At 40.9% G+C, this 20,592-nt stretch carries 29 protein-coding genes; 4 read left to right on the top strand and 25 right to left on the bottom strand.

Features of this window, described 5'->3' with window-relative positions; genetic code table 11:
• Position 1: 1 nt before the first annotated feature.
• Together gspD and gspC are read right to left on the bottom strand one after the other, a co-directional pair.
• Positions 2-2,101, bottom strand: coding sequence for a type II secretion system secretin GspD (gspD, locus tag QQK06_RS11340; RefSeq protein ID WP_284244788.1), 2,100 nt, complete (start codon positions 2,099-2,101; stop codon positions 2-4).
• A gap of 28 nt (positions 2,102-2,129) precedes the next feature.
• Complete coding sequence (gene gspC, locus QQK06_RS11335) at positions 2,130-3,068, bottom strand: type II secretion system protein GspC (protein ID WP_284244787.1); 939 nt, start codon at positions 3,066-3,068, stop codon at positions 2,130-2,132.
• Positions 3,069-3,246: 178 nt separating this feature from the next.
• Between gspC and hslR the strand changes: the two genes are divergently transcribed.
• Both hslR and hslO read left to right on the top strand, forming a co-directional pair.
• Complete coding sequence (gene hslR / locus QQK06_RS11330; protein ID WP_284244786.1) at positions 3,247-3,654, top strand: ribosome-associated heat shock protein Hsp15; 408 nt, start codon at positions 3,247-3,249, stop codon at positions 3,652-3,654.
• A 2-nt stretch (positions 3,655-3,656) separates the two neighbouring features.
• Positions 3,657-4,520, top strand: a complete 864-nt coding sequence (hslO, locus tag QQK06_RS11325; RefSeq protein WP_284244785.1) for an Hsp33 family molecular chaperone HslO — start codon at positions 3,657-3,659, stop codon at positions 4,518-4,520.
• Positions 4,521-4,719: 199 nt separating this feature from the next.
• Here the strand turns inward: hslO and QQK06_RS11320 are convergent, their stop codons facing one another.
• The gene (locus QQK06_RS11320) at positions 4,720-7,770 is read right to left on the bottom strand and encodes a TonB-dependent receptor (protein ID WP_284244784.1); all 3,051 of its coding nucleotides are present in this window, start codon (positions 7,768-7,770) and stop codon (positions 4,720-4,722) included.
• 485 nt (positions 7,771-8,255) lie between these two features.
• Between QQK06_RS11320 and QQK06_RS11315 the strand changes: the two genes are divergently transcribed.
• Positions 8,256-8,609, top strand: a complete 354-nt coding sequence (locus tag QQK06_RS11315) for a DUF3802 family protein (RefSeq protein ID WP_284244783.1) — start codon at positions 8,256-8,258, stop codon at positions 8,607-8,609.
• A gap of 67 nt (positions 8,610-8,676) precedes the next feature.
• Positions 8,677-9,084 (top strand): OsmC family protein, encoded by a 408-nt coding sequence (locus QQK06_RS11310; RefSeq protein WP_284244782.1) that lies wholly within the window; start codon positions 8,677-8,679, stop codon positions 9,082-9,084.
• A 67-nt stretch (positions 9,085-9,151) separates the two neighbouring features.
• Here QQK06_RS11310 and QQK06_RS11305 read toward each other — a convergent pair whose 3' ends face one another.
• The 22 genes from QQK06_RS11305 to rpsC all read right to left on the bottom strand — a co-directional run bounded on the left by QQK06_RS11305 (position 9,152) and on the right by rpsC (position 20,584).
• On the bottom strand, positions 9,152-10,057 hold the full coding sequence (locus tag QQK06_RS11305) for a phosphoribulokinase (RefSeq protein WP_284244781.1): 906 nt from the start codon (positions 10,055-10,057) through the stop codon (positions 9,152-9,154).
• A 141-nt stretch (positions 10,058-10,198) separates the two neighbouring features.
• A complete protein-coding gene (rplQ, locus tag QQK06_RS11300; protein ID WP_284244780.1) occupies positions 10,199-10,606 on the bottom strand; it encodes a 50S ribosomal protein L17 in 408 nt (135 codons plus the stop codon).
• Between the two features lie 41 nt (positions 10,607-10,647).
• On the bottom strand, positions 10,648-11,637 hold the full coding sequence (locus QQK06_RS11295; RefSeq protein WP_284244779.1) for a DNA-directed RNA polymerase subunit alpha: 990 nt from the start codon (positions 11,635-11,637) through the stop codon (positions 10,648-10,650).
• A 25-nt stretch (positions 11,638-11,662) separates the two neighbouring features.
• The gene (gene rpsD, locus QQK06_RS11290; RefSeq protein ID WP_284244778.1) at positions 11,663-12,283 is read right to left on the bottom strand and encodes a 30S ribosomal protein S4; all 621 of its coding nucleotides are present in this window, start codon (positions 12,281-12,283) and stop codon (positions 11,663-11,665) included.
• Positions 12,284-12,304: 21 nt separating this feature from the next.
• The gene (gene rpsK / locus QQK06_RS11285) at positions 12,305-12,694 is read right to left on the bottom strand and encodes a 30S ribosomal protein S11 (RefSeq protein ID WP_206483196.1); all 390 of its coding nucleotides are present in this window, start codon (positions 12,692-12,694) and stop codon (positions 12,305-12,307) included.
• A gap of 14 nt (positions 12,695-12,708) precedes the next feature.
• Positions 12,709-13,065, bottom strand: a complete 357-nt coding sequence (gene rpsM / locus QQK06_RS11280) for a 30S ribosomal protein S13 (RefSeq protein ID WP_284244777.1) — start codon at positions 13,063-13,065, stop codon at positions 12,709-12,711.
• Between the two features lie 129 nt (positions 13,066-13,194).
• Positions 13,195-13,308: a 50S ribosomal protein L36 gene (gene rpmJ / locus QQK06_RS11275; protein ID WP_009839384.1), complete on the bottom strand. Its 114-nt coding sequence runs from the start codon at positions 13,306-13,308 to the stop codon at positions 13,195-13,197.
• 17 nt (positions 13,309-13,325) lie between these two features.
• Positions 13,326-14,651 carry a preprotein translocase subunit SecY gene (secY, locus tag QQK06_RS11270; protein WP_284244775.1) on the bottom strand — a complete coding sequence of 442 codons (1,326 nt, stop codon included), beginning with the start codon at positions 14,649-14,651 and terminating at the stop codon, positions 13,326-13,328.
• Between the two features lie 8 nt (positions 14,652-14,659).
• On the bottom strand, positions 14,660-15,094 hold the full coding sequence (rplO, locus tag QQK06_RS11265; RefSeq protein ID WP_284244774.1) for a 50S ribosomal protein L15: 435 nt from the start codon (positions 15,092-15,094) through the stop codon (positions 14,660-14,662).
• Positions 15,095-15,096: 2 nt separating this feature from the next.
• Positions 15,097-15,276: a 50S ribosomal protein L30 gene (gene rpmD / locus QQK06_RS11260; RefSeq protein WP_074496183.1), complete on the bottom strand. Its 180-nt coding sequence runs from the start codon at positions 15,274-15,276 to the stop codon at positions 15,097-15,099.
• Positions 15,277-15,282: 6 nt separating this feature from the next.
• Complete coding sequence (rpsE, locus tag QQK06_RS11255; protein ID WP_284244773.1) at positions 15,283-15,792, bottom strand: 30S ribosomal protein S5; 510 nt, start codon at positions 15,790-15,792, stop codon at positions 15,283-15,285.
• A gap of 9 nt (positions 15,793-15,801) precedes the next feature.
• Positions 15,802-16,155: a 50S ribosomal protein L18 gene (rplR, locus tag QQK06_RS11250; RefSeq protein ID WP_284244772.1), complete on the bottom strand. Its 354-nt coding sequence runs from the start codon at positions 16,153-16,155 to the stop codon at positions 15,802-15,804.
• A 9-nt stretch (positions 16,156-16,164) separates the two neighbouring features.
• Positions 16,165-16,698: a 50S ribosomal protein L6 gene (rplF, locus tag QQK06_RS11245; protein WP_284244769.1), complete on the bottom strand. Its 534-nt coding sequence runs from the start codon at positions 16,696-16,698 to the stop codon at positions 16,165-16,167.
• Positions 16,699-16,708: 10 nt separating this feature from the next.
• Positions 16,709-17,098, bottom strand: coding sequence for a 30S ribosomal protein S8 (gene rpsH, locus QQK06_RS11240; RefSeq protein ID WP_431313645.1), 390 nt, complete (start codon positions 17,096-17,098; stop codon positions 16,709-16,711).
• A 19-nt stretch (positions 17,099-17,117) separates the two neighbouring features.
• Entirely contained in the window at positions 17,118-17,423 is a 306-nt protein-coding gene (rpsN, locus tag QQK06_RS11235) for a 30S ribosomal protein S14 (protein WP_284244767.1), read from the bottom strand.
• 11 nt (positions 17,424-17,434) lie between these two features.
• Entirely contained in the window at positions 17,435-17,974 is a 540-nt protein-coding gene (rplE, locus tag QQK06_RS11230) for a 50S ribosomal protein L5 (protein WP_284244766.1), read from the bottom strand.
• Between the two features lie 15 nt (positions 17,975-17,989).
• Positions 17,990-18,304, bottom strand: coding sequence for a 50S ribosomal protein L24 (rplX, locus tag QQK06_RS11225; RefSeq protein WP_284244764.1), 315 nt, complete (start codon positions 18,302-18,304; stop codon positions 17,990-17,992).
• 12 nt (positions 18,305-18,316) lie between these two features.
• Entirely contained in the window at positions 18,317-18,685 is a 369-nt protein-coding gene (rplN, locus tag QQK06_RS11220; protein WP_206483187.1) for a 50S ribosomal protein L14, read from the bottom strand.
• 334 nt (positions 18,686-19,019) lie between these two features.
• The gene (gene rpsQ, locus QQK06_RS11215) at positions 19,020-19,277 is read right to left on the bottom strand and encodes a 30S ribosomal protein S17 (RefSeq protein WP_284244763.1); all 258 of its coding nucleotides are present in this window, start codon (positions 19,275-19,277) and stop codon (positions 19,020-19,022) included.
• Entirely contained in the window at positions 19,277-19,468 is a 192-nt protein-coding gene (rpmC, locus tag QQK06_RS11210) for a 50S ribosomal protein L29 (protein WP_206483185.1), read from the bottom strand. The genes rpsQ and rpmC overlap by 1 nt, the downstream gene beginning before the upstream one ends.
• On the bottom strand, positions 19,468-19,881 hold the full coding sequence (gene rplP / locus QQK06_RS11205; protein ID WP_284244762.1) for a 50S ribosomal protein L16: 414 nt from the start codon (positions 19,879-19,881) through the stop codon (positions 19,468-19,470). The genes rpmC and rplP overlap by 1 nt, the downstream gene beginning before the upstream one ends.
• A gap of 10 nt (positions 19,882-19,891) precedes the next feature.
• Positions 19,892-20,584 carry a 30S ribosomal protein S3 gene (gene rpsC, locus QQK06_RS11200; protein ID WP_284244761.1) on the bottom strand — a complete coding sequence of 231 codons (693 nt, stop codon included), beginning with the start codon at positions 20,582-20,584 and terminating at the stop codon, positions 19,892-19,894.
• Between the last annotated feature and the right edge of the window lie 8 nt (positions 20,585-20,592).

Here is a 20,592-nt window from a genome sequence, read left to right as displayed (position 1 = left end):
ATTACTCTTGCTCAGATGATTCAGTTGCTGATTTAGCCTGCTTTTTATTGTCCATATACTCATCAAAGGATGGCGGCAATGCTAATTGCTCATTCCACTGTGGCAATAATGGCAGTTTTTCATCATCCATTAATTCTAAACCATCTTCTTGTTTACGCAGTTCATCAGCGCGAATATAGTTATATTTCTCTTTACTGATTTGATTCATCAACTTACCGTCACGAATAATAGTCGGACGCAAAAACACCATAAGATTACGTTTCCGTTTGGTATTACTCGTCGATTTAAACAAGTTGCCAAGAATAGGAATATCTCCTAATAATGGTACTTTCTGCACGCTTTCTTGCACATCTTCATCGATTAGCCCGCCAAGAATAATAGTCGCGCCGTTGTCTGCCATCACCGTGGTTTTAATTTCGCGCTTATTGATTGAGATATCGACACCTGTTGCTCCACTCACCGAAGAGACTTCCTGTTCAATAGTAAGTTGAACACCTGCACCTTCGTTTACCTGCGGAGTCACTTTTAATTTTATCCCTACTTCCTGACGATCAACTGTCTGGAAAGGGTTACTATTGTTATTACCCGTTGTCGAACCTGTGATAATCGGCACTTCCTGACCAACCAAAAATTCCGCTTCTTCATTGTCTAAGGTAGTAATACTCGGTGTCGCCAGAATATTTGAATTAGTATCGGCACTGACCGCCTGCACTATTGCTCCCCAACCATTTTTCATAATACCGAACATGCCACCACTAACTGTTCCCAGTAATTGAGCTGCTAACGAATAATCCCCTTTAACTTCATTTTGGAAGAAGCCTTCTCGAATTACGTTTCCGTCACTGTTATATTCAGTAGGAACATAATCACCTTTAGTGGTTCTTGCAGCCTCTGCAGCCGCAGCAACCGCACTAATTGGTGCTGGGCCATTAGTAAACTGGGTCATCACACCACTTTCATCAACCCATTGAACGCCAAGATTTACCCCATCACTTTCAAATACTTCAACAATAATCGCTTCAATCAATACTTGAGCACGGCGAACATCTAACTGACGAATGACCGCTTCTAACGAGCGCAACATATCCGGTTGAGCGGTGATCACTAAGGTATTGGTATCCTTATGAGCTTCAATACTGATATTACGTTTATTATTACGTTGAGACTTAGCTTTACTAGCACTCTCTTCTGCCTCAATCGACTCACTAACACCTTTTAAAACATCTACCAGCTCTTCCGCTTTCGAGTATTTAAGGTAATAAACTCGAGTATTGCCGCTATTTTCCAGTTCACTATCAAGACGGGCAACCAGTTTAGCAATGCGCTCCCGTGCTTGTTTCTCACCACTGACGATTACGCTGTTAGTACGATCATCAGCGACAATTTTTGGAATAAGGAAACTTGGAGTTCCTGATTTTCCTCGACTTTCGTTATTTAAGGCTTCAATTATCCGGACCATTTCACCAGCGGAAGCATGTTGTAATTTAATGATTTGTTCATATTGATCACCTGCTTTATCAACCCGCTTAATAATTTCCGCTAAACGATTCACTACTGCAGCTGTGCCGGTCATGATAAAAACATTGGCAGGATCATAATTTACTACAGTGCCACCACCTGCTTGATCGGACATTTGACGTAATAAAGGAGAAAGCTCACGAACGGTAACATTTTTCACTTCAATCACTCGGGTGACCATTTCATCACCCATGCCCGGATTTTCATCATCCACTAACGGTGTAGCCGCAGATTTTGCTGCTTTATTGCGAATAATCTTAATGATGTTGTTATCCATTTCAATGGCAGCAAAGCCATAGACTTCTAGGACATTTAAGAAAAATTGATAATACTGCTCTTGGGTTAATAGATCATAGCTGCGAACATTAACTTTACCTCGCACATTAGGGTCAACTATCATGGTTTTCTTTAAGTTTTTACCGACGATGTTGATAAATTCAGTTAAGTCTGTGCCTTTAAAATTGGGAGAATACTGAGCGGCATTAGCAGAAATAGCCGTAACGGCTAAACCGTTAAAAACCAAGGCTGTTGATAGCACGAAACAGGCTCGTGATAACCAAGGCGCACGTTTTGATTTGCGCATGAAAAATTCCTTATACACTCGAAAATTATTATTGTTCAATACTAAAAAGTATTTCTATTACGTCACCGTCTCGCTCTACCAGCAATGATAAGTCACTATCTTGCTTTAAGGCTTGCAATGCTTGTGCAGCTTCACTGGGCAGCGTTAAATCTAAGCCGTTCATTTGTACTGCAATATCCCCGGACTTTAGGCCTGAGGCTTTAAAAAACTCCGGATTATTACCCGGCATTAATTGATAACCCACTATTTCACCATCACGGCGCTTAGGTGCTATTTTTAAATGATCCACTATTTTCCCCGGATCACTGCTTATATCTTGTTTTAATTGTTTCGCTGATTCACTTAACAAGCGATTATCACGTTGATCTATTATATTAGGCTTGCTTGGTGCAATAATCGGTGAACTCGGCTGAGCATTGCTAAACTTCTGAGCAGAGTTTGATGCTTTTTGATACTTGAAACCGTCTAACATCAAAGTTTCCAATCGCCCGGACTGTTTTATTAATACCCGGTCCTGAGCAACACTTTCTAATGTCGCTCGCGTGCCGGTTATCTTATCACCGACCCCATAAGTTTCCTGTTTACCATTATTTTCTATAATTGCTGCGGCTATTTTCGGATCATCACTCGCAACAGTACCTGATAAGGTTAACCGTAAAGTGGTCTCTGGCGCATCTTGTAGTTTGACCTCTTGCACCTTAGGTTGTTCATTATAAACACCGAATAAATTTAATTTGATTAACGCCGTGATATCAGTCTTAGACTGCTTCGTTATATTACTTTGACTCGGCGACTTAATCACTGTATCGCTGACAGAATTTGCTTGTGGTATTAATAACCAAGTCAGTTGCGCAAACAAGTATGCGATATAACATAGCAGTAATGCGCTGACTAATTTTGCCATTTTTTCTTGAGGTAACTTAGACAACATTACCGTTAACGTTGTCAAATCTGTTGGAAATCTCATTTTTATAGTAATTTGTCTTTATTTTGATTTCGTCGTTGTCCGATGATACTTGAGCAAACGCTCAGCAACAAGAATTCTACAGTATTTTTCGACAATATTAACAAAATAACCGTTGTGATCGTGTAAAATATACCAATATAGGCTTAATGCAATTTTTCTATTTTTTTATGACAAAAATATGAAACAAGATAAAACAGCGAATGCAAACAACTCAGCTCGACTGGATAAGTGGTTATGGGCGGCTCGTTTTTATAAAACCCGCGCCATTGCCAAACAAATGATCGACGGTGGTAAGGTTTTTTATAACGGCCAACGCACCAAATCAGGCAAGAATGTAGTAATAGGCGATGTTATTAAACTGCGTCAGGGCTACGAAGAGAAAGAGGTCATAGTCACCGCGTTAGCAGACAAGCGTCGGGATGCAACCTTTGCCCAAACCTTATATCAGGAAACTGAACAAAGTATTGCTTCAAGAGAACGAAATGCATTAGCGAGAAAGCAGGGGGTATTATTGAATCCTGCTTCAGAGACCAAACCAGACAAGAAACAACGTCGTCAACTTCGACAATTTAAAGAAAGGATCTAAGAGTGAGCACTCAACCTGATATTTTACATCGTTATTTATTTGATGATTTACATGTACGAGGAGAACTTGTACAACTTAGCGACACTTACCAGAAAATCATTCAAGCTCATGAATATCCTGCTGGTGTCAGGCAATTATTGGGTGAGTTAGTTGCGGCCACCTGTTTATTAACCGCCACTTTAAAGTTTGAAGGTGAAATAGCCGTGCAATTGCAGGGAGATGGTCCTATTGGTTACCTCGCTGTGAATGGCAATCATTTGCAGCAAATGCGTGGTATCGCTAAATTAACTGAACAAACGAATAAAACCGGTTTAAGAGAGTTGGTTGGTAACGGGAATATGGTGATCACGATTCGTCCGAGTAAAGGCGAGCCCTATCAAGGAGTGGTTGCACTTGAAAAAGCTACCTTGGCTCAGTGTCTCGCTCATTACTTTGAAGTATCAGAGCAAATCCCAACTAAAATCTGGTTATTCCATAATGACCAAACCCAACAAGTGGCTGGCAGTTTAGTGCAATTATTACCCGATAGCGAAAATAAAGAACAACAGCTAAATGACTTTGAGCATCTATGCCAGCTCACCGATACCATTAAACCAGAAGAGGTATTTTCATTAGATGCTGAAACCTTGCTGTATCGCTTATATCATCAAGAACAGGTAAGATTATTCGATCCGCAAGCGGTGAGCTATCAATGTTCATGCTCAGCAGAAAAATGTTTAAATGCCATTGCCCAAATAGAACCAAGCGAGATTAAAAGTATTCTTGCAGAACAAGGCAATATCAGTATGACTTGTGATTATTGTTTAACCACTTATGAGTTTGGCGAGCAGCAACTAGCGCATTTGTTAGTAGCAACTAAACATTAGTGGTAATCCCAAGCACTATCTAATACAACACACCGTTATTTAGTACTTAGTAAGCAACAAAATAAACCAATAAACTAAAAGAGCCATTCAAATTAAGTTAAATGGCTCTTTTGTATTATTAAGTTCACCAAACTTTTCGAAGAGATATAAAAAAGCCTGCATAATGCAGGCTTTTTCAATTAGTTACTGTTGGTTTAGCTTAGAAGCGTGCTTCTAAACCGAAACGAACGTAACGTGGTGCTTGCCAAGAGTATGCAGCGCCGTACCAAGAGTTAAAGCTACCTTCAGAACCTGCTTCATAATGTTCGTTTAATGAAGTGATTTGTTGGCTGTTTAACACGTTGAATACGTCAACTGATGCTCTCATGTCGATACCTGATACTTCAAACATATAGCTTGCAGAAAGGTCGATGTTGAATGTCCAAGATGTTCTACCTGCTGTACCACGTGGGTGCTTAGTATAGTTCTTGTTCTCGTTTAAGCACTCTTCTTCACCATCAGCGTCGAATGTTAAATCACAACCGTGGTAAGTATAGAAGAAATCACCCCAACCACCGAACAAGTTAGGATCGTCACTTGGATGACCTTTACCATAGATATTTAATGGCTTACCACTTGCTAATGTCGCATTGATACCGAATGTTAAGTCATCATTGTAGTCATAGCTACCGAAGAACTTGAATACGTGACGACGGTCGTTTGCTTGATAACCATCAGCACCATCCATCAATGCCGCAAAGTCAAAGTCTTGAGTTAGACCCGCATCAGCTTGACCGATATCTGATTTAACACCACCTTCGAAGTTACCTGTACTGCGTGACCAAGTATAAGTGAAATCAAAACGGAAGTTGTCTTGATTATACTTAGCACCTAATTGCCATGCTAAGTAGTCATTCTTCGCTTCAGGTAAACCGATTTCTTCTTTCGTGTGCTTACGTAATGAGCCAGGATCTGGTTGGCCATCTACATTACCCCAGCTGCTGTCTTCAGTCCATGCAGAACCAGTCCAGTATAAACCATCTTTATACCAGCTTGATGCTTCACCTGGGTTTAACATGACACAGTGAGGGTAAGAATACTTACCACAGTAATCATCTAATGCACTTAAGATAGTACGGTAAGTACCACGAATTGAAACAGATAAGTTGTCGTTGATTGAACGATCATAACCTAAGATAAACTCTTGCTTAGAGAATGGATCCGCTTCTTTTGCTTGGAACACTTCATTTGCAGGTGCAATCGACGGGCTACTTACTGAAGTAGAAGTACCTAAATTACCTGTAATTGGTGTTGGGTTAACCGGGTTACCCGTTGCAGGATCTATGCTGTCAAACGTATAGTAAGCAGTTGAATCACTGATACCAGAACCAACACGATAGATAGTATTGTTTGCTACCGGTAAGTAGTAGTGACCGAATGTACCGTAAAGTTTTGACTCACCGTCACCATTAACATCCCAGCTAAAGCCTAAACGCGGTGCTAAGTCTGTTTTAAATGACGTTAATAAGCCACCACCAACAGCATAGCTGTCAAACTCATCGATACGACCACCGATTGATAACAATAAGTTATCAGTGATTTGCCAGTTATCTTCGATATAGTAAGCTTTTAAGTCTGAGTAGAAGTCACCACCACCAATAAAGATACGGTCAGCTACGTAATCATGCGCTGCACCAGTAGTGTTAGTGTAGTTAATACCACTACTAGTTAAATTACCATCAGCTGCGATAGTGTTATAAGTCCAAGCGTGATCACCGGCCATTCTATCAATACGGTTAGTTGATGAACGTTTTTGGTAATCGTAACCGGCAGAAATAGTGTGATCACCTAATTGATATTCGATATCAATACGTGTTTGTTCATTATCATCATAGTTTTGGCCGATACGACCACCAGAACCACAACCTTGAGCTGGGTTAGAAGTATCACGAGAATCAGCTACTGAAGCACACTCTTGGTTTGCGATATTAGTAGTGTACTCAGTGCGGATGTTACCAGTCATTGCACTAACAACTAATTCATCTGTGATATAACCTGTATAGCTTAGGCTCCAAGCTTTACCACCACGCTCACGAATTGATTGATCAATTAAATCATGGCCACGCTTACCTGTTTGACCATCAAAACGATAAATGTCTTCAATCGCTGTGTTTTCATTTGAATAAGTAAAATAGCTTAAACGGTGATCTTCGTTGATATCCCAGTCGATTTTACCGCCCCAGAATAAGTTATCTGAACCGTCTGAATTACGTTCACGAAATTCAGAGACACCATTTTCTTGGTCACGACCATTAAAATCAGTGTAGCTTCTTTCTGTATCTCTTGGGTTAACTAACGCGTAGATAAATAACGTATCTTCGATGATAGGACCGGCTGCTGATAAAGTAAATTCAGTAGAACCATCAACGTCTGAACGGGTATCACGGAAAATACGACCTGTACCACCATTTTGACGAGATACTGAGCCTTCTTCTCTTAAGCTGTCAGGTTGGAATGTAGCTGTTGCTGCAAATTCCCAATCGTTAGTACCACTTTTGGTGTTTGAGTTGATTACACCACCAGTTGCACGACCAAACTTAGCAGAATAACCACCAGTTTTTACTTGGAATTCGTTATAGAATTCAAACGGTACAGAACCACAACCTAAACCCTGACGAGTGTTAGTTACTTCTAAACCGTTAATGTAACACGAGTTTTCTGATACTGATGAACCACCGAATGAAGCGAAACCAACGCCCGCACCGGAGAATTTGCTATCACCTAACACAACACCTGGTGCTAATAATGCAACAGACGTTAAGTTACGAGCAACTGGCATTCTATCGATATCACCTTCACCGATAGTTAAACCTGAATCCATAGAAGATACATCAACCATAGAAACACGTGAACCAGTAACACTGATAACTTCTACTGAAGACTCAACGCTAAAGTCAGCGTTCGTGTTATTACCTAAAGAAACACGAATCGTTTCTTTGGCTAAAACCGTATCACCTTTAGAAACGGTTACTTCATATGAACCTGTAGGAAGTTTAGCAAGACGGTAAGAACCATCTGCGTTAACGTCTACAGTACGAGTAGTATTTGTTGCTTTGTTAACAGCTTTCACTGTAACGCCAGCGATAGTGCCGTCTGTTACAACAACATTACCTTTAATATCTTCTGCATATGCAGTAGACATACCTAAAACGGCAGATACTGCAGCAGCAGCAATCGACCTTTTGAAGGTTTTTGCGTATCTATTTCTCATAGTATGTTTCTCTCTGGACTAATATAATTATTTATTTTTATATTTTGACATTAACATATGTGCAATTGTTACAACAAGTAACATCCGCATACAATTCTGCCTGATTAAAATTATTTTTCAAGCGCTTTCTGCATATTAAATACCTTAGTAGCTTGCTACACCAATCAATGAAAGCTTGCGACATAACCTTTTGTAAAACAATAAATTAATTAAAAACCACTGGTTAATCATATTTCGGATGTAATTAAAAGCGTACAATAAATAACAAATTTTCACTCGGTTAACAGCACAGGTACGCAGACATATTTATTACTAAAGAGTTACAAAAGTGTAAATCGCAAAAGCAATATTTCAATATTGTTTTACCTAGAATGAATGCTATTCTTCAATTAACTTGCAATCTTTATGAATAAATAGACAAAACTTGATTGTTTTTCCATAGTAAGAGTAGTATTGAACTTACTTGTAATAGACAAAGGTTGTTTATGGTTACCGACACTGATGGTTATGTGCATATCATCGAATATTTAACTGAGCATTTAAGTTTGTTTGAAAACGCTGCAGGCCATTCCTTAAACGAGAGATCGATTATGGAAGTTATCGAACAAGAGTTAACTGAACAGATTATTATGGTATGTAGCCAAAATGAACAGCTGACTTTTAATCAACGCAATATCATTATTCGAGAAGTCGATGCTATCGTTTATGACTTAGAAGAAATCTTATCTGGTGTCGTCAATAATCCCGCAACACAAGAGCAAAAGACGTTCATTAGAGAATTCGCTCTGTTAATCAAAAATCTTTTTGATACTGAAGTACATTCAGGCGTTTTAAGCTAAGCATTAGCTTAACTATCTAGTGTCAGCTAAATATCTCAGTTATCATGTCTCTTTTACAGGGGGATTTATGAAAGCAGAAGTAAAATGGATCGGCGACGAAATGTTTGCTGGTTTTTCAGAAAGTGGTCACACCATAACATTAGATGCTAACGGCGGTAAGCTAGCACCAAGTCCATTAGAAAACGTCTTGATTTCACTCGGCAGCTGTTCATCAGTAGATGTAGTCAGTATATTGCAAAAATCACGGCAGAATATTTCAGCTTGCCGCGTGGAAATATCCGGTAATCGTGTCGATAGTGTTCCTAAACTTTTTTCTGATATCCATTTACATTTTGTCATCACAGGTACAGATATTGCCGAAAAGCATGTCAAAAGAGCAGTAGAGCTATCCGCAGATAAATACTGTTCTGTGGCTCTGATGCTAAACAAAGCAGTAAATATTACCCATGACTTCTCAATAGAAGAAGACAAGTAATAGTTTCATGCATGTTGAATTAGCTAACGAGTGGTAGCATTAACTATCTACTCGTTCAATATACCATTTAAGGCAGTAAGTCGCTCATCCAATCCAGCTGCTTATTCGCTTCGCGCTTTCTGTCCATTAACTGCTTGATCAATGGCGTTAAAATCAATTCCATTGCTAAGCCCATTTTCCCGCCAGGTACCACTAAGGTATTGACGCGCGACATAAAAGCGCCTTCTATCATGCTCAAATAATAAGGAAAATCTACATTAGTTGCTTCACGGAAACGAATAACGACAAAGCTTTCATCTAAGCTTGGAATGGCTTTAGCACTAAAAGGATTGGAAGTATCAACGGTTGGTACCCGTTGAAAATTTATATGAGTGCGAGAAAACTGCGGCGTAATAAACGAAATATAATCTTCCATACTTTTAACGATACTAGCAGTTACCGCTTCCCGGCTATGGCCTCGCTGGTTAGTATCTCGAATAATTTTTTGGATCCATTCCAGATTAACAATTGGCACCATGCCAATCAGTAAATCAACATGCTGAGCGACATTATTCTTTTCCGTCACTACTCCGCCATGTAAACCTTCATAGAACAATAGATCAGTACCTTCACCTAACGCTTCCCAGGGAGTAAATGTACCAGGCATCTGATTATAGGGTACAGCTTCGTCAAAGGTATGCAAATAACGGCGCATCTTACCTTTACCGGTTTCTGAATAATCGCAAAACAGCTTTTCTAACGCATCGAAGTCGTTAGCTTCATCACCGAAGTAGCTGATCCGCCGACCACCTTCTCGGGCTTTTCGCTTTTCTAAGTCCATCTCCTGACGTGAATAACGATGAAAGCTATCTCCCTCAACTTTAGCGGAATTAATATCGAGAGTACGAAATATATGCTCAAATGATTCGGTGGTCGTAGAAGTGCCTGCACCAGATGAACCGGTAACGGCAATAATGGGATTTCTCGATGACATAAAATCGACTCGTTAAATAATCAGCTATTGTTATACGAATATTTACTTGATTGGTCAAGTTGAACGCTGATGCTGATGTAATTTATAGCCATAAAAAAACGGAGCATATGCTCCGTTTTCATACTAAATAACATTTGTTATTTATGCTTCTTCGCTAGCTTCTTCAACTTCTTCAGCTACTTCTTCTACTGCTGGACGGTCTACAAGCTCAACGTAAGCCATAGGGGCTTTATCACCAGTACGGTAACCGCATTTTAAGATGCGAGTGTAACCACCTGGACGATCTTGGTAACGTTCACCAAGTTCGTTAAATAAAATACCTACTACTTCTTGATCACGGGTGCGAGCAAAAGCCAAACGACGATTTGCTACGCTGTCGGTTTTAGCCATAGTAATTAATGGCTCAACAACGCGACGTAATTCTTTTGCTTTAGCTACGGTAGTTTTAATCACACCGTGCTTCACTAAAGAACTTGCCATATTGCGGAACATCGCTTGGCGATGACTGCTATTACGGTTTAACTGGCGACCGCTATTACGATGACGCATAAGTTAATCCTTATCTCTACTAATAAAAAATGATGACCGACTTAGTCGTTATCAGCAATGCTTTCAGGTGGCCAGTTTTCTAGGCGCATACCTAGAGATAAGCCACGAGACGCTAACACGTCTTTGATTTCAGTTAAAGACTTCTTACCTAAGTTAGGTGTTTTAAGAAGCTCAACTTCTGCACGCTGTACTAAATCACCAATATATTGAATCGCTTCTGCTTTTAAACAGTTCGCTGAACGAACAGTAAGTTCGAGATCATCTACTGGACGAAGCAAAATAGGATCGAATAAAGGTTTCTCTTCTTTCGGCTCTTCCTGCGTAATATCACGTAATTCAACAAATGCATCTAGCTGTTCGGCTAGAATAGTTGAAGCACGACGAATCGCTTCTTCCGGATCTAACGTACCGTTAGTTTCCATATCTAAGACTAATTTGTCTAAATCTGTACGTTGTTCAACACGTGCAGAATCAACATCATAAGCGATTCTTACAACAGGGCTAAAAGAGGCATCTACCAATAAACGGCCAATTGCACGATCTTCTTCCTCGGCTTCGCGACGAGCTGATGCTGGAACGTAACCACGTCCTAGTTCAACTTTAATACGCATGCTGATAGCACCGTCACCAGTTAAGTGACAGATAACATGTTCTGGATTTGCAATTTCTACATCTCCGTCATGTTGAATATCAGCTGCCGTTACAGGGCCTTCACCAGACTTAGTTAAGGTTAAAACCGCTTCGTTTTTGCCTTCTAAACCAATAGCTAGTCCTTTAAGGTTTAACAGTATTTCAATGATGTCTTCTTGCACACCTTCTTTACTACTGTACTCATGTAATACACCGTCAATCTCAACTTCAGTGACAGCACAACCTGGCATTGAAGATAATAAAATACGGCGTAAGGCATTACCTAAAGTGTGACCAAAACCACGCTCTAACGGCTCCAAAGTAACTTTTGAGCGCGTTGGGCTTACAGTTTCTACATCAACCAATCGTGGTCTTAGGAATTCGGTTACAGAACCCTGCATGTGTGTCCTCTCTTAAAGTTCAACTTTACTTAGAGTAAAGTTCTACTATCAACTGTTCATTAATTTCGGCAGATAAATCTGAACGATCTGGAATACGTTTAAATACGCCTTCCATTTTCTTATTATCTACTTCAACCCAGACTGGTTTCTCACGTTGTTCAGCTAATTCTAAAGCAGCAATAATACGCGCTTGAGTTTTAGACTTTTCACGAATTGATACCACATCTTCAGCCTTAACAGTGAAAGATGGAATATTAACAACTTTTCCATTCACTACGATAGCTTTGTGACTTACAAGTTGGCGTGCTTCAGCACGAGTACTTGCAAAGCCCATGCGATAAACAACGTTATCTAAACGTTTTTCTAAAAGTTGCAACAAGTTTTCACCTGTATTACCTTTTAAACGCGCAGCTTCTTTATAGTAGTTACGGAATTGCTTCTCTAATACGCCATAAATACGACGTACTTTTTGTTTCTCACGAAGTTGAACACCATAGTCAGACAAACGACCACGACGTGCGCCGTGTTGACCTGGGATCATTTCGAATTTACATTTAGTGTCAATTGCTCTTACACCACTTTTCAGGAACAAGTCTGTTCCTTCGCGGCGGCTAAGCTTTAATTTAGGACCTAAATATCTAGCCATTTTCTTTCTCCAACTATCCTATTAAACGCGACGTTTCTTAGGAGGACGACAACCATTATGAGGAATAGGTGTTACGTCAGTAATGTTGGTGATTTTATAACCAGCAGCATTTAAGGCACGGATAGCAGATTCACGACCTGGACCTGGACCTTTAACGAACACTTCAATATTCTTCAAACCAAACTCTTGCGCAGCTTTACCAGCACGCTCTGCAGCTACTTGCGCAGCAAATGGAGTAGATTTACGTGAACCACGGAAACCAGAACCACCAGCAGTCGCCCAAGATAATGCGTTACCTTGACGATCTGTAAGAGTTACGATTGTGTTGTTGAAAGAAGCATGGATATGAGCCATGCCATCAGCAACTTGTTTTTTTACGCGTTTACGCGTACGAACTGGAGTTTTTGCCATTGTCTAATCCCTCGTTACTTCTTAATCGGCTTACGAGGACCTTTACGGGTGCGCGCATTAGTTTTAGTGCGTTGACCACGTAGAGGAAGACTGCGACGATGGCGAATACCACGGAAACAGCCAAGGTCCATCAGACGCTTGATGTTCATTGAAACTTCACGGCGTAAGTCACCTTCAACGGTATACTTATCCACTTCTGCACGAAGCAAATCAATCTGAGCTTCGTCTAATTCACTGATCTTAGTAGTTTCTGCGATACCAGCTGCTGCACAGATTGCTTTCGCACGTGTAGCTCCGATACCGTAGATGGCAGTAATGGCGATTACTGCATGTTTACGATCAGGGATGTTAATGCCAGCGATACGGGCCACTAACACATCTCCTATTCAAAATTTAAAATTAACCGGTTGAAAAGCCCGTTAGGATACTCAACCAGCGACTTGTTTGCAAATCGAAGCGGCATTATACAGAAATCTCTGCATAATGCCACTGCTAAAGATTTAGCCTTGACGTTGCTTATGCTTTGGTTCGCTACAAATTACACGAACAACACCAGCACGCTTAACTACTTTACAGTTACGACAAATCTTCTTTACGGATGCACGAACTTTCATTTTATACTCCGTTAAACCTAGCGGCCATAGCCTTTAAGGTTTGCTTTCTTAAGCACATTGTCATATTGATGAGACATCAAATGCGTCTGTACTTGTGCCATAAAGTCCATGATAACCACTACGATGATCAATAACGATGTTCCACCGAAGTAGAACTGAACATCCCAGAACATTCTCATAAACTCAGGAACCAAACAGATAAAGGTAATGTATAACGCACCAGTTAAGGTTAAGCGAGTCATTACTTTATCTATATACTTAGACGTTTGCTCACCAGGACGGATCCCAGGAATAAACGCACCAGATTTTTTCAGGTTATCTGCAGTTTCACGCGGATTGAAAACCAATGCCGTATAAAAGAAGCAGAAAAATACTATCGCAGCTGTTAATAACATCATGTATAGCGGTTGACCCGGAGAAATTGCAATAGACAATTCCTGTAACACGTCAGCAACCATACCATCACCTTGTCCGAACCAACTGGCAATTGAACCAGGGAACAGCAAGATACTAGAAGCAAAGATCGGTGGGATAACCCCAGCCATGTTCACTTTTAATGGTAAATGTGTACTTTGTGCGGCAAAGACTTTACGACCTTGTTGACGTTTTGCGTAGTTAACAACGATACGTCGTTGACCACGTTCAACAAAAACAACAAAGAAAGTCACCGAAAATACAATAACAGCTATTAGCAATAATACTAATAGGTGAATTTCCCCTTGACGCGCCATTTCTGCCGTTTGACCAACAGCTGATGGCATACCAGCAACAATACCAGCAAATATCAAAATAGAAATACCATTACCGATACCACGCTCAGTAATTTGCTCACCTAACCACATTAAGAACATGGTACCGGTAACCAAAGAAACCACCGCAGTAAAGTAGAAACCAATGCCAGCGTTCATCACTAGCCCTGGCATCATTCCTGGTAAACTCTTTGCTATTGCAATTGATTGTACCGTTGCTAATACTAAAGTACCGTAGCGGGTGTACTGACTGATCTTACGACGTCCTGCTTCGCCTTCTTTTTTCAATTCTGCCATTGCCGGGTGAATCACCGTCAACAATTGCATAATGATAGAAGCCGAAATGTACGGCATAATACCTAGCGCCAATACTGAGGCTCGCTCAAGTGCACCACCAGAGAACATGTTAAACATTTCTACAATGGTGCCCTTTTGTTGATCAAACAACTGAGCTAATACAGCGGCGTCAATACCAGGGATTGGCACAAATGACCCTAATCTAAACACAATAAGTGCTAAGAATACGAACCATAATCTTTGTTTGAGCTCAGACAAACCGCCTGCGCCTTTGTTATCCATTCCTGGTGTAGCCATAACCTGTATTATTCCTCGATTTTTCCACCTGCAGCTTCAATCGCTGCACGAGCACCTTTAGTAACACCTAAGCCACGAACAGTGAGTGGACGAGTGATCTCGCCAGACAACATGATTTTTGCTGTCTCAATGTTACGTGAAATAAGGTTCGCGTCTTTAAGTGCATGAATATCGACAACATCACCATTGATGCTATTTAGTTCATGTAAACGTACTTCAGCGTGAACTAAAGATTTACGTGACGTAAAACCAAATTTAGGCAAACGTTGTTTTAAAGGCATTTGACCACCTTCAAAACCTGGACGAACACTACCGCCAGAACGTGACTTCTGACCTTTGTGACCACGACCACCTGTTTTACCTAAGCCAGAACCAATACCACGACCACAGCGTTTCTTGGCTTTCTTAGCACCTGGTGCAGGAGATAAAGTATTTAATTGCATTATTAATCCTCCACCTTGATCATGTAATGTACTTGATTAATCATACCACGTACAGAAGGAGTATCTTCTAACTCAACTGTATGATTGATACGACGTAAACCAAGACCTTTCAATGTCGCTCTATGCTTCGGTAAACGACCGATAGAACTTTTTACTTGAGTTACTTTAACTGTTTTAGCCATGTTCAATTACCCCAAGATATCTGCAACGCTTTTACCACGCTTAGCAGCAACAGCTTCTGGCGATTTCATGTTCGCAAGAGCTGATACCGTAGCGCGTACTACGTTGATTGGGTTAGTAGAACCGTATGCTTTTGACAATACGTTCTGTACACCGGCCACTTCAAGTACTGCACGCATCGCGCCACCGGCGATGATACCTGTACCTTCAGATGCAGGCTGCATGTAAACTTTAGAACCAGAATGACGACCCTTGATAGGATGCTGAAGAGTTGTACCCTTCAAATCAATCGTTACTAAGTTACGACGAGCCTTTTCCATTGCTTTTTGGATTGCAGCAGGCACTTCACGTGCTTTACCGTAGCCAAAACCAACGCGACCGTTACCGTCACCAACTACTGTTAATGCGGTGAAACTGAAAATACGACCACCTTTAACCACTTTTGAAACACGGTTAACGGCGATTAGCTTTTCAGCCATATCACTTTGTTGTGAGTTCTCTTGATTATGATTAGCCATCATCAACCCCTAAAACTGAAGACCAGCTTCACGAGCTGCTTCTGCTAACGCTTTAACGCGACCATGATAACGGAAACCTGAGCGATCAAATGCTACAGACTCAATGCCTTTAGCTTTTGCACGTTCAGCGATTGCTTTACCAACAGCTTCTGCTGCGGCAATGTTACCGGTTTTTTCAACTTGTGCTTTCACTTCTTTATCTAAAGTAGATGCTGTTGCAAGTACTTCAGAACCAGTTGGAGCGATCAATTGCGCGTAAATATGGCGAGGAGTACGGTGAACGACTAAACGATTCGCACCCAGCTCGCTGATCTTAGCACGTGCACGTTTGGCACGGCGTAAACGAGATGTTTTCTTATCCATCGTATTACCCTACTTTTTCTTAGCTTCTTTACGGCGTACATACTCATCGCTATAACGGATACCTTTACCTTTATAAGGCTCTGGTTCACGGTAAGCGCGAATGTTCGCTGCTACTTGACCAACCAACTGTTTGTCAGCGCCTTTCAGCACAACTTCAGTTTGGCTAGGAGTTTCAACAGTGACCCCAGCAGGGATCGCGTGGCTAATCGGGTGTGAAAAACCTAGTGATAAATCTAATGATTTACCCGCAGCTTTTGCACGATAACCAACACCGTTTAAAACTAATGTTTTTGTGAAACCGTTACTAACACCTTCAACCATATTATTGATTAAAGCACGTGCCGTACCGGCTTGAGCCCAAGCTTCTTTGCTTTCTTCAGCAACGCCTGTTTTAACTACATTTTCTTCTTGAGAAACTGCAACTAAACCATTGATTGTGCGAGAAAGCTCACCAACTGGGCCTTTTACTGTAATGTCTTGACCTGATAACGTTACGGTAACGCCAGCAGGAACAGAAACGGGTGCTTTTGCAACACGAGACATAATTAGCTCCTTACGCTACGAAACCGATGATTTCGCCACCTAAACCCGCTGAGCGAGCGGCGCGATCTGTCATCAAACCTTTAGAAGTAGAAACAATAGCAATACCCATGCCTGCTAATACTTTAGGAAGCTCAGTAGCTCCTTTGTATACGCGAAGACCTGGACGTGAAACACGTTTGATTGTCTCAATTACTTCTTTACCTTCAAAATATTTCAATTCAACAGCTAACTCAGGTTTAACATCACCTGATACTGAAAAATCTGAAATATAACCTTCTTCTTTAAGTAAGTTAGCAATTGCAACTTTTAACTTAGAAGATGGCATTGTTACTGCAGTTTTTGTTGCAGCTTGACCGTTGCGGATGCGTGTAAACATGTCCGCGATAGGATCAGTCATCATAACCATTTACTCCCGTGAATTACCAACTAGCTTTCTTAAGACCTGGAACTTCACCACGCATCATGTGCTCACGTAATTTAATACGGCTTAAACCGAATTTACGTAAGTAACCATGAGGACGGCCTGTCACGTTACAACGGTTACGTTGACGTGCTGGGCTTGAATCACGTGGTAAACTTTGAAGTTTCAATACTGCATCCCAACGCTCTTCTTCAGAAGAATTAGCATTTGAGATGATTGCTTTTAATGCCGCACGCTTTTCAGCGTATTGTGCAACTAGTTTAGTGCGTTTTGCTTCACGAGCTTTCATTGACGATTTAGCCATAACTCTACACCTTATTTCTTGAACGGAAAGTTAAAGGCAGTAAGCAAAGCATGACCTTCTTCGTTAGACTGCGCAGTAGTAGTGATAGTGATATCCATACCGCGAATCTTATCGATTTTATCATAATCGATTTCTGGGAAGATTATTTGCTCTTTCACGCCCATGCTGTAATTACCACGGCCATCGAACGATTTAGGGTTCAAGCCACGGAAATCGCGAATACGAGGAACTGAAATAGAGATTAAACGCTCTAAAAATTCCCACATTCTTTCGCCGCGTAGAGTTACTTTTGCGCCAATAGGGTAGCCTTCACGAATCTTAAAGCCAGCAACAGATTTGCGTGCTTTAGTGATCAAAGGCTTTTGACCTGAGATTGCAGTAAGATCATTCGTGGCGTTTTCTAATACTTTTTTATCAGCAATAGCTTCACCAACACCCATGTTAAGGGTGATCTTTTCAATCCGAGGGACTTGCATGACACTTTTGTATTCAAACTTCTTTTGAAGCTCTGCAACAACTGTATCTTTATAAAAATCATGCAGTTTCGCCATCGTTTACTCCAATTATTAAACTAATTCGTTATTAGATTTGAAGAAGCGAACTTTCTTGCCGTCTTCATCTCTAAAACCAACACGATCTGCTTTACCCGTTTTAGGGTTAAGGATCGCTACGTTTGAAACGTGTAAAGGTGCTTCTTTTTCAACAATTCCACCAGGCTGCTGTAACTGAGGTACAGGCTTAGTGTGTTTCTTGATTAAATTAACGCCTTCAACGAATACCTTGCTTTCTTCAACAAGAACTTTAGTAACTTTACCAGTTTTGCCCTTGTCTTTACCTGCAAGTACGATTACTTCATCATCACGACGAATCTTAGATGCCATTATCGTGACTCCTTATAGTACTTCTGGAGCTAATGAAACGATCTTCATGAACTTTTCAGTTCTTAATTCACGTGTCACAGGCCCGAAAATACGAGTACCAATTGGCTGTAAGTTTGCATTAAGCATTACAGCCGCGTTTCCGTCAAAACGAATGGCTGAGCCATCCGGGCGACGAACGCCCTTTTTAGTGCGCACCACTACCGCAGTTAGAACATCACCTTTTTTTACTTTGCCGCGAGGAATTGCTTCCTTCACTGCAACTTTGATGATGTCACCTATGCGTGCATAGCGACGGTGCGAGCCACCAAGGACCTTTATACATTGCACGCGTCGAGCGCCACTGTTATCAGCAACGTCAAGCTGTGTTTGCATTTGGATCATTTACATGTGCTCCGCTATTATCTAATTAAGATAGAAATTCAAGGCCAAAAATTCGACCCGTCACTGCCTTTTTATTCCCACTCACAAGAAGAGGGCGCGAGATTATAACACCAGTAGAAAAAAAGTGGTACTTTATTTAAACAATTTTTTATCGTGTAGCGACTGATTAAGATTAGCTCAAACGATACACTCAAAACGATTTGAAATCCGATGGGGTAATCAAGGATAAGCGCTAGTTAAAATGAGGGGTAAACAAAAACTGAGGTCATGAACTTAATCAATAAAAAACGGCTCCATTAGGAGCCGTTTTCAGAACATTCACACTAAGTGAGAATTAGATCACTTTCGCTTTTTCTACTACATCTACTAATGTCCAAGATTTAGACTTAGAGATAGGAGCACATTCACGAATAGTAACGATATCACCCATTGCACATTGGTTAGTTTCATCGTGTGCTTTCAACTTAGTCGAACGCGACATGAACTTACCATACATAGGATGCTTAACACGACGCTCAATTAATACAGTGATAGACTTATCCATTTTGTCACTGATTACACGACCTTGTAGTGTACGAATTTTATCGCTCATTACTTACCTGCCTTTTCAGCTATGATAGTCTTAACACGCGCAATATTGCGACGTACTGTTCTTAGCAAGTGAGTTTGTGCTAACTGACCTGTGCTTGCTTGCATGCGATAGTTAAACTGTTCGCGCAAAAGCTCAAGTAATTCAGCATTTAACTCTTCAATGCTTTTCTCTTTTAATTCGCTAGCTTTCATTACATCACCGTTCTAGTTACGAAGGCTGTTTTAAACGGAAGTTTAGCGGCAGCTAAAGCAAATGCTTCGCGTGCTAATTCTTCTGATACGCCTTCCATTTCATAAAGAACACGACCTGGTAGAATTTGACATACCCAATATTCTACAGAACCTTTACCTTTACCCATACGAACCTCGAGAGGTTTCTTAGTAATTGGCTTGTCTGGGAATACACGGATCCAAATTTTACCTTGACGCTTAACGTGACGAGTCATCGCACGACGAGCAGCTTCAATTTGACGCGCAGTCATACGACCACGTTCAACTGATTTTAACCCGTAAGTACCGAAGCTAACTGAACTACCTACTTGTGCAAGACCGCGGTTACGCAATTTAAATTGCTTACGGAATTTAGTACGTTTTGGTTGTAACATAACTTATCCCCTACTTGCTCTTGCGGTTGTTTCTTTTCTTAGGCTTAGCCGGTGCTTCTACCTGTGCAGGCATACCACCAATTACTTCACCTTTGAAGATCCAAACTTTGATACCGATAGTACCGTAAGTTGTTTCACCACGCGCAGTTGCGTAGTCAATATCAGCACGTAATGTATGCAAAGGTACACGACCTTCACGATACCATTCAGAACGAGCGATATCAGCGCCGCCTAAACGACCGCTAACTTCAACTTTGATACCTTTAGCACCTAAACGCATAGCATTTTGTACAGCACGCTTCATCGCGCGACGGAACATTACACGACGCTCTAACTGGCTACCAATGCTGTCAGCAACAAGCTGCGCATCCATTTCTGGCTTACGAACTTCAGCGATGTTGATTTGAGCAGGAACACCAGCAATTTTAGATACTTGTAAACGTAATTTTTCTACGTCTTCGCCTTTCTTACCGATAACAACACCTGGACGAGCCGTGTGAATTGTTACGCGGATTGATTTAGCTGGACGTTCAATTACGATTTTTGATAATGACGCACGCTTAAGTTTTTCAGATAAATATGCACGAACTAAATGATCGCCGTGTAAGTTATCTGCAAAATCTTTGCTACTTGCATACCAAGTAGACGCGAAAGGTTTAGTGATACCTAAGCGAATACCATTTGGATGGACTTTTTGACCCATTCTAATAT

Origin of the sequence: Thalassotalea insulae, assembly GCF_030161395.1 — a bacterium.
In the GTDB taxonomy this organism is placed as follows: Bacteria; Pseudomonadota; Gammaproteobacteria; order Enterobacterales; family Alteromonadaceae; genus Thalassotalea_E; species Thalassotalea_E insulae.
This window is presented reverse-complemented; position numbering and strand designations above follow the sequence as displayed.

What these genes read in the sequence shown, in the direction of transcription:
- QQK06_RS11295 (WP_284244779.1), bottom strand. Translation starts at nt 11,637, where the DNA reads ATGCAGGGTTCTGTAACCGAATTCCTAAGACCACGATTGGTTGATGTA.
- QQK06_RS11305 (WP_284244781.1), bottom strand. Translation starts at nt 10,057, where the DNA reads ATGTCATCGAGAAATCCCATTATTGCCGTTACCGGTTCATCTGGTGCA.
- rpsQ (WP_284244763.1), bottom strand. Translation starts at nt 19,277, where the DNA reads ATGAGCGATAAAATTCGTACACTACAAGGTCGTGTAATCAGTGACAAA.
- rpsD (WP_284244778.1), bottom strand. Translation starts at nt 12,283, where the DNA reads ATGGCTAGATATTTAGGTCCTAAATTAAAGCTTAGCCGCCGCGAAGGA.
- gspD (WP_284244788.1), bottom strand. Translation starts at nt 2,101, where the DNA reads ATGCGCAAATCAAAACGTGCGCCTTGGTTATCACGAGCCTGTTTCGTG.
- rplR (WP_284244772.1), bottom strand. Translation starts at nt 16,155, where the DNA reads ATGGATAAGAAAACATCTCGTTTACGCCGTGCCAAACGTGCACGTGCT.
- rpmJ (WP_009839384.1), bottom strand. Translation starts at nt 13,308, where the DNA reads ATGAAAGTTCGTGCATCCGTAAAGAAGATTTGTCGTAACTGTAAAGTA.
- gspC (WP_284244787.1), bottom strand. Translation starts at nt 3,068, where the DNA reads ATGAGATTTCCAACAGATTTGACAACGTTAACGGTAATGTTGTCTAAG.
- QQK06_RS11310 (WP_284244782.1), top strand. Translation starts at nt 8,677, where the DNA reads ATGAAAGCAGAAGTAAAATGGATCGGCGACGAAATGTTTGCTGGTTTT.
- rplO (WP_284244774.1), bottom strand. Translation starts at nt 15,094, where the DNA reads ATGCAATTAAATACTTTATCTCCTGCACCAGGTGCTAAGAAAGCCAAG.
- rplX (WP_284244764.1), bottom strand. Translation starts at nt 18,304, where the DNA reads ATGGCATCTAAGATTCGTCGTGATGATGAAGTAATCGTACTTGCAGGT.
- secY (WP_284244775.1), bottom strand. Translation starts at nt 14,651, where the DNA reads ATGGCTACACCAGGAATGGATAACAAAGGCGCAGGCGGTTTGTCTGAG.
- rplF (WP_284244769.1), bottom strand. Translation starts at nt 16,698, where the DNA reads ATGTCTCGTGTTGCAAAAGCACCCGTTTCTGTTCCTGCTGGCGTTACC.
- rpmC (WP_206483185.1), bottom strand. Translation starts at nt 19,468, where the DNA reads ATGAAAGCTAGCGAATTAAAAGAGAAAAGCATTGAAGAGTTAAATGCT.
- rpsN (WP_284244767.1), bottom strand. Translation starts at nt 17,423, where the DNA reads ATGGCTAAATCGTCAATGAAAGCTCGTGAAGCAAAACGCACTAAACTA.
- rplP (WP_284244762.1), bottom strand. Translation starts at nt 19,881, where the DNA reads ATGTTACAACCAAAACGTACTAAATTCCGTAAGCAATTTAAATTGCGT.
- rplE (WP_284244766.1), bottom strand. Translation starts at nt 17,974, where the DNA reads ATGGCGAAACTGCATGATTTTTATAAAGATACAGTTGTTGCAGAGCTT.
- rpsH (WP_431313645.1), bottom strand. Translation starts at nt 17,098, where the DNA reads ATGATGACTGATCCTATCGCGGACATGTTTACACGCATCCGCAACGGT.
- rplQ (WP_284244780.1), bottom strand. Translation starts at nt 10,606, where the DNA reads ATGCGTCATCGTAATAGCGGTCGCCAGTTAAACCGTAATAGCAGTCAT.
- rplN (WP_206483187.1), bottom strand. Translation starts at nt 18,685, where the DNA reads ATGATCCAAATGCAAACACAGCTTGACGTTGCTGATAACAGTGGCGCT.
- rpmD (WP_074496183.1), bottom strand. Translation starts at nt 15,276, where the DNA reads ATGGCTAAAACAGTTAAAGTAACTCAAGTAAAAAGTTCTATCGGTCGT.
- QQK06_RS11315 (WP_284244783.1), top strand. Translation starts at nt 8,256, where the DNA reads ATGGTTACCGACACTGATGGTTATGTGCATATCATCGAATATTTAACT.
- rpsK (WP_206483196.1), bottom strand. Translation starts at nt 12,694, where the DNA reads ATGGCAAAAACTCCAGTTCGTACGCGTAAACGCGTAAAAAAACAAGTT.
- rpsE (WP_284244773.1), bottom strand. Translation starts at nt 15,792, where the DNA reads ATGGCTAATCATAATCAAGAGAACTCACAACAAAGTGATATGGCTGAA.
- QQK06_RS11320 (WP_284244784.1), bottom strand. Translation starts at nt 7,770, where the DNA reads ATGAGAAATAGATACGCAAAAACCTTCAAAAGGTCGATTGCTGCTGCT.
- hslR (WP_284244786.1), top strand. Translation starts at nt 3,247, where the DNA reads ATGAAACAAGATAAAACAGCGAATGCAAACAACTCAGCTCGACTGGAT.
- rpsC (WP_284244761.1), bottom strand. Translation starts at nt 20,584, where the DNA reads ATGGGTCAAAAAGTCCATCCAAATGGTATTCGCTTAGGTATCACTAAA.